This window comes from Rhizobacter sp. (assembly GCF_046595475.1).
Taxonomy (GTDB): domain Bacteria; phylum Pseudomonadota; class Gammaproteobacteria; order Burkholderiales; family Burkholderiaceae_C; genus Rhizobacter.
Genome location: NZ_JBKJOQ010000089.1, coordinates 1 through 5,090 on the forward strand (window position 1 = coordinate 1; position 5,090 = coordinate 5,090).

6 protein-coding genes are annotated in these 5,090 nt (G+C 67.8%); 5 read left to right on the top strand and 1 reads right to left on the bottom strand.

Annotated elements, in window-relative coordinates; all coding sequences use genetic code 11:
* The first annotated feature begins 43 nt into the window (after positions 1-43).
* The gene (locus AC30QB_RS15495; RefSeq protein ID WP_489547140.1) at positions 44-988 is read left to right on the top strand and encodes a YicC/YloC family endoribonuclease; all 945 of its coding nucleotides are present in this window, start codon (positions 44-46) and stop codon (positions 986-988) included.
* Between the two features lie 33 nt (positions 989-1,021).
* On the opposite strand, the gene AC30QB_RS15500 is transcribed toward AC30QB_RS15495, so the two are convergent.
* Entirely contained in the window at positions 1,022-2,077 is a 1,056-nt protein-coding gene (locus AC30QB_RS15500) for a MerR family transcriptional regulator (RefSeq protein WP_489547141.1), read from the bottom strand.
* A 98-nt stretch (positions 2,078-2,175) separates the two neighbouring features.
* Between AC30QB_RS15500 and AC30QB_RS15505 the strand changes: the two genes are divergently transcribed.
* From AC30QB_RS15505 to AC30QB_RS15520, 4 genes are all read left to right on the top strand, one after another.
* Positions 2,176-3,345 (top strand): NAD(P)/FAD-dependent oxidoreductase, encoded by a 1,170-nt coding sequence (locus AC30QB_RS15505; RefSeq protein ID WP_489547142.1) that lies wholly within the window; start codon positions 2,176-2,178, stop codon positions 3,343-3,345.
* 63 nt (positions 3,346-3,408) lie between these two features.
* A complete protein-coding gene (locus tag AC30QB_RS15510) occupies positions 3,409-3,711 on the top strand; it encodes a high-potential iron-sulfur protein (RefSeq protein ID WP_489547143.1) in 303 nt (100 codons plus the stop codon).
* On the top strand, positions 3,711-3,875 hold the full coding sequence (locus tag AC30QB_RS15515) for a DUF2256 domain-containing protein (protein ID WP_489547144.1): 165 nt from the start codon (positions 3,711-3,713) through the stop codon (positions 3,873-3,875). Before AC30QB_RS15510 ends, AC30QB_RS15515 begins: the two co-directional genes overlap by 1 nt.
* A partial coding sequence (locus tag AC30QB_RS15520) for a cryptochrome/photolyase family protein (RefSeq protein ID WP_489547145.1) occupies positions 3,872-5,090 on the top strand: 1,219 nt, incomplete at its 3' end. The genes AC30QB_RS15515 and AC30QB_RS15520, both read left to right, overlap by 4 nt.

The following is a 5,090-nucleotide window of genomic DNA, read 5'->3' on the forward strand; positions in this document are numbered from 1 at the left end:
TTTCGGCTTTGACATAATCCGATTTTGCAATGCGATAAGTTGAATGCCAGTCTACAGCATGACCGGGTATGCAAGCGCCACCGCCGGGGCGCAATCTGCGACAGAAACCACAGGCTCGGGAGAGGCACCCGCCCCTCGGCCGAGTGGGTCGACAAGCGCCAGCGTGACGGTGGAGTTGCGCTCCGTCAACGGGCGTTTCCTGGATCTCGGGTTTCGCTTGCCCGACGAATTTCGCTCGCTGGAGCCCGCACTGCGCGATCTGCTGTCTGGCGCATTTCGCCGCGGCAAGATCGAGCTGCGACTGAACACCAAGGCCGAGGCCGACAACGCCTGGCCCATGCCGCAGCCCGAGCAGATGAACCGCCTCTCACGCTTGGAAAGCACGATCCAGGGGTGGCTGCCCAAGGCTCAGCCGCTGTCGGTGCACGAGGTGATGCAGTGGTGCAAGGGCGGCACACCGACCGAGAAGCTCGACGAGGTGGCGCTCGACGCTGCCAAACGCTGTGTCGCTGGCCTGATCGAAGCCCGGGCCCGCGAAGGCGAGAAGCTCGTCGCGGTGCTGATGGATCGCGTGAAGCGCCTGCGCGAGCTGGCCGCCGAGGCCGAGCCTCTCGTGCCGGCCGTCGTGCAGCGCCTGCAACAGCGCTTTCTTGAGCGCTGGCAAGAAGCGCTGGTGGCCACTGGCGCTGCGCAAAGCATCTCGCGCGAAGCCCTGCAGGAGCGCGCGCTCAACGAGGCGGCCGCCTATTCCATCCGCATCGACGTGGCCGAAGAACTGGCCCGCCTGCGCGCCCACACCGAAGAGATCGCCCGCCTGCTCAAGGCCGGTGGAGAGGTCGGCAAGCGGCTCGACTTCCTCATACAAGAGTTGCTGCGTGAAGCCAACACACTGGGCTCGAAGTCGTCGACTCTTGAGCTGACCAACATCTCTGTGGAGATGAAAGTCCTGATCGAGCAGCTGCGCGAGCAGGTGCAGAACTTGGAGTAGGTCCGCTGCGAGCTGCAAGGCTCTGGCCGCTTCTCAACGCAACGGCAAGCCCTCATGGCGCGCCACACTTTCCAGGGCCGACTCGAACAAGGCCCGTGAGGCGCCCGCCACCCGCTGCAGGTAGGCATGCAGCTCGGCATCGGCCGGGCTGCGGTTGACGCAACCCGCGCTGTAAGCCTCGAAGCTCGAAAGCTGCATCAGCAACTCGGCGACATGACGAGGGCATTCGCAGGCCAAGGTCGGCGACAGACCCGCGATGGCCGTCAAGGCGGCGTCGTCGAAGCGGCGGGGCGGCACAACATCTGCCGCCAGCACGGGAGCTTGCAGCCGCATGCTGAGCTGGGGCTGCGCTTCGGCTCCCTCGGGCAAGGAAGCCTCCAGCGATGCGAGCCAAGCGCCCAATGCCTCGTCATCGGCCGGCTCGCGGGCCACGATGGCACCGTGGTCGGCAAACGCTTTTCTCGCGGCGGCCCCCGCATAGCGATAGACCACCGCCACCTGCCGGGCGCGCCATGCGTCTTGCGCAACCTTGAGCTCGCGCGGCACGCTGGCCTGCAGCTCGGGCGACTGCCAAATCAGCAAGTCGACCCCGGCGCCCACGGCCGCTGAGGCCGCGTCGGCCAGCGACTCGAACACCGCCAGCACCTGCGCCGGGCGCGCCAGTCGTTGAGCGACCGCCGAGCGCTGCAGCCGCGCGGCCAGGGCCTGCCCCACCACGACCAGCCGCAGTGCGGCCACGGGCCGCGCAGGCCTGAGGCGCGCAAGCCTGGGGCGCGCAAGGGCGGCGGTGTCCGCATGCGTGTTGGCCACCTGCTGGAGCTGCGCCGAGTCCAGCCCGGCAATGGAGCCGATGGCGTGCCCCTGCTCGGCCAGCTGCCGCAGCAGCAACACGCGCTGCACATCGGCCGGTGAATACAGCCTATGCCCCGAGGGCGCGGCGGTCGGCCGCACCGCCTGGTAGCGCTGCTCCCAAATGCGCAACGTCGCCACCGGCATGTGGGCCATGCGTGCCACCGCACCGCTGCGAAAGGTGGGCTCAGGAGCGGGCGGGGGTGCCGTCGTCTGCGGAGGAGTTTTCTTGCGATCCATAGGTTATGTGAGTTGCATTTGAGTCGTATTTTGCCATCAATTTCAACCATATTGACCACTTGAGTTTGATATGAATTTGTTTCTCCTATGATCCAGCCATGAAAGCAGCACCCCGCCCTCTGCTCGCGCTGAAACTCGATGGGGCCTGCCCTGCTTGGTGGCACCTGTCTCATCGTCAGGCGTGGCTGGCGCAAAGCGGCATGAGCAACTCGGCAGGGCGCGTGGCGATCATCGGCGCGGGCATGGCAGGAGCCACCTGCGCCCGATTCTTGGCCGACGCGGGCTTCGAGCTGCAGTTGTTCGACAAGTCGCGCGGCGCTGGCGGCCGCATGGCGACGCGCCGCGTTGAATGGTCAACCGGCGATGGGGTTGAACACCGCGCCCCGTTCGACCACGGTGCACCCGGGTTCAGCGCGAACTCGCAAGACTTCGCGCGCTTCGCCGAGCAGGCGCAACGCGACGGCCTGCTGTCGCGTTGGGCCGCCGCCATGGCCCCTGGCAGCTATGCGCCGCTGGGAAATCCGGGGCTGTGGGTGCCGACGCCCGACATGCCGGCCTTGTGCCGCGGGTTGTTGGCAGGCGTGCCGGTGCAGACGGGCTGCACGGTCGACGCGCTGCGGCGCGAGCCCGGTGGCTGGTGCCTGGAAAGTGCGGGCACCCACGTGGCAGCGGGCTTCAGCGCGGTGGTCGTGGCCATCCCGCCGCAACAAGCTGCGCCGCTGCTGCGGCCACACAGGGCCGACTGGGCAGAGCGGGCGCAGGCGCTGCCAATGCGGCCCGGCTGGACGCTGATGGGCGTCACCGCCGATGTGAACCCGGCCCCTGCCTGGGATCTGGCCTGGCCGACGTCGGGCCCGCTCTCCTGGGTCGTTCGCAACGACGCCAAGCCTGGGCGCGAACGGGTGCCAGGCCAAGCCCAATGGGTCGTCCACGCCACGGCACCCTGGAGCCAGACGCACCTCGAATCTCCTGCCGCCGACGTTCAATCAAGCTTGCAGCAAGCCCTGGCGCTGTGGCTGGGCCGCACGCTCATCTGGCACCAGGCTGCCGTGCACCGCTGGCGCTTTGCGTCGGTGCCGCGGGCCGCAGCCACGGCAGGCCCCTGCTGGTGGGACGCACCCTCGGGCCTGGGCGTTTGTGGCGACGCGCTGGGCGGTGCGGGGGTTGAGGGCGCGTGGCTGTCTGCACGCGCTCTGGCCAACGCCGTCATCGAACGTCATCGCCCTTCACCGACCAGGCTCAGCCTGGGTATACCGACAACACGCTGAGGCCGCAGCCCCTCTGTCGTGGCCTTTGTCTATCACCTGGCTTGCACAACCTACGAGATCTCCATGTACAACACACGACGCACTTTCCTGATCACCGTAGCGGCCGGCGGCGCAGCCTTCGCTTCGGCCGCCCAAGCGCAAGCCAAGGTCGACGAGCGCGACCCGCAGGCCTTGGCCCTGGGCTACGTGGCCGACGCCACCAAGGCCGACGTCAAGAAATTTCCGAAATACGCCGCGGGCCAGAACTGCGCCAACTGCGCCCTGTACCAAGGCAAGGCTGGCGACGCCGCAGGCGGCTGCCCGCTGTTCGCCGGCAAGCAGGTGGCAAGCAAGGGATGGTGCAGCGCGTGGGCCAAGAAGGGCTGATGCAGTCTTCGTTCAGAGGCAACAAGCAGTCGCTGCCCTGCAAGACCTGTGTGGCCTGCGGTCGAACAATGGTGTGGCGCAAGCGCTGGGCGCGCACCTGGGCCGCGGTCAAGTTCTGTTCAGACGCATGCCGCAAGGCAGGGGCAGGAATGGGCCGACCATGAATCATGTACGCACCCTCGTCGTCGTGCTGGGCGATCAGCTCGACCTGCACGCCGCAGCCTTCGATGGCTTCGACCCGGCACAAGACGCCGTGTGGATGGCCGAGGCTCAAGAAGAGTCCACCCACGTGGGGTCGGGCAAGCAGCGCATTGCCCTCTTCCTGTCGGCCATGCGCCATTTCGCGCAGGCACTGCGTGCTGCAGGCCGGCCGCTGCACTACACCCGGCTGGACGACCCGGGCAACCAAGGCAGCCTGGCGGCCGAACTGCGGGCGGCCCTCACGGCGCTGGCCCCGCAGCGGGTGGTGATGACAGCACCGGGCGACTGGCGGGTGTGGCAGTCGCTCAAGGGCGCGGTGGAAAGCGCGGGCCTGCTGCTGGAGGTCTGCGAAGACCGCCACTTCTACACCACGGTGCGCGAATTCGCCGCTCACGCCAAGGGGCGCAAGTCGCTGCGGCTGGAGTACTTTTACCGCGAGCTGCGGCAACGTCACAGCGTACTCATGCAAGACGGCCAGCCGCTGGGCGGCCAGTGGAACTTCGACGCCGACAACCGCGAATCCTTCGGGCCGGCCGGCCCTGGGGCGTTGCCTGAACGCGCCACTTTCGAGCCCGACGCGCTGACGCGCGACGTCATCGCACTGGTCAACACGCGCTTTGCGCAGCACCCCGGCACGCTCGCGAGCTTTGCCTGGCCGGTCACGCGGGAACAGGCGCTGCAGGCCCTGCAGCGCTTCATCGACCAGCGGCTGCCGCTGTTCGGCCGCTACGAGGACGCGCTGTGGCCGGGCGAGCCCTGGCTGTACCACTCACAGCTCTCGGCGGCGCTGAACCTCAAGCTGCTGAACGCCCGCGAGGTGGTGCAGGCGGCCGAGGCCGCTTACCACGCGGGGCATGTGCCCTTGCACAGTGCCGACGGCTTCATTCGCCAGATCCTGGGCTGGCGCGAGTACGTGCGCGGCATCTACTGGACGCAGATGCCCGGCTACGCCGAGCGCAACGCGCTGAACGCACAGCACGACCTGCCAGCCTGGTACTGGACTGGCCACACCGACATGGCCTGCCTGCACGATGCCATCACGCAGACCCTGGCGCACGGCTACGCCCACCACATCCAGCGCCTGATGGTCACCGGCCTCTTCGCATTGCTGCTGGGCGTGCGGCCGCAGCAGGTGCACGAGTGGTACCTGTCGGTTTACGTCGACGCCGTGGAGTGGG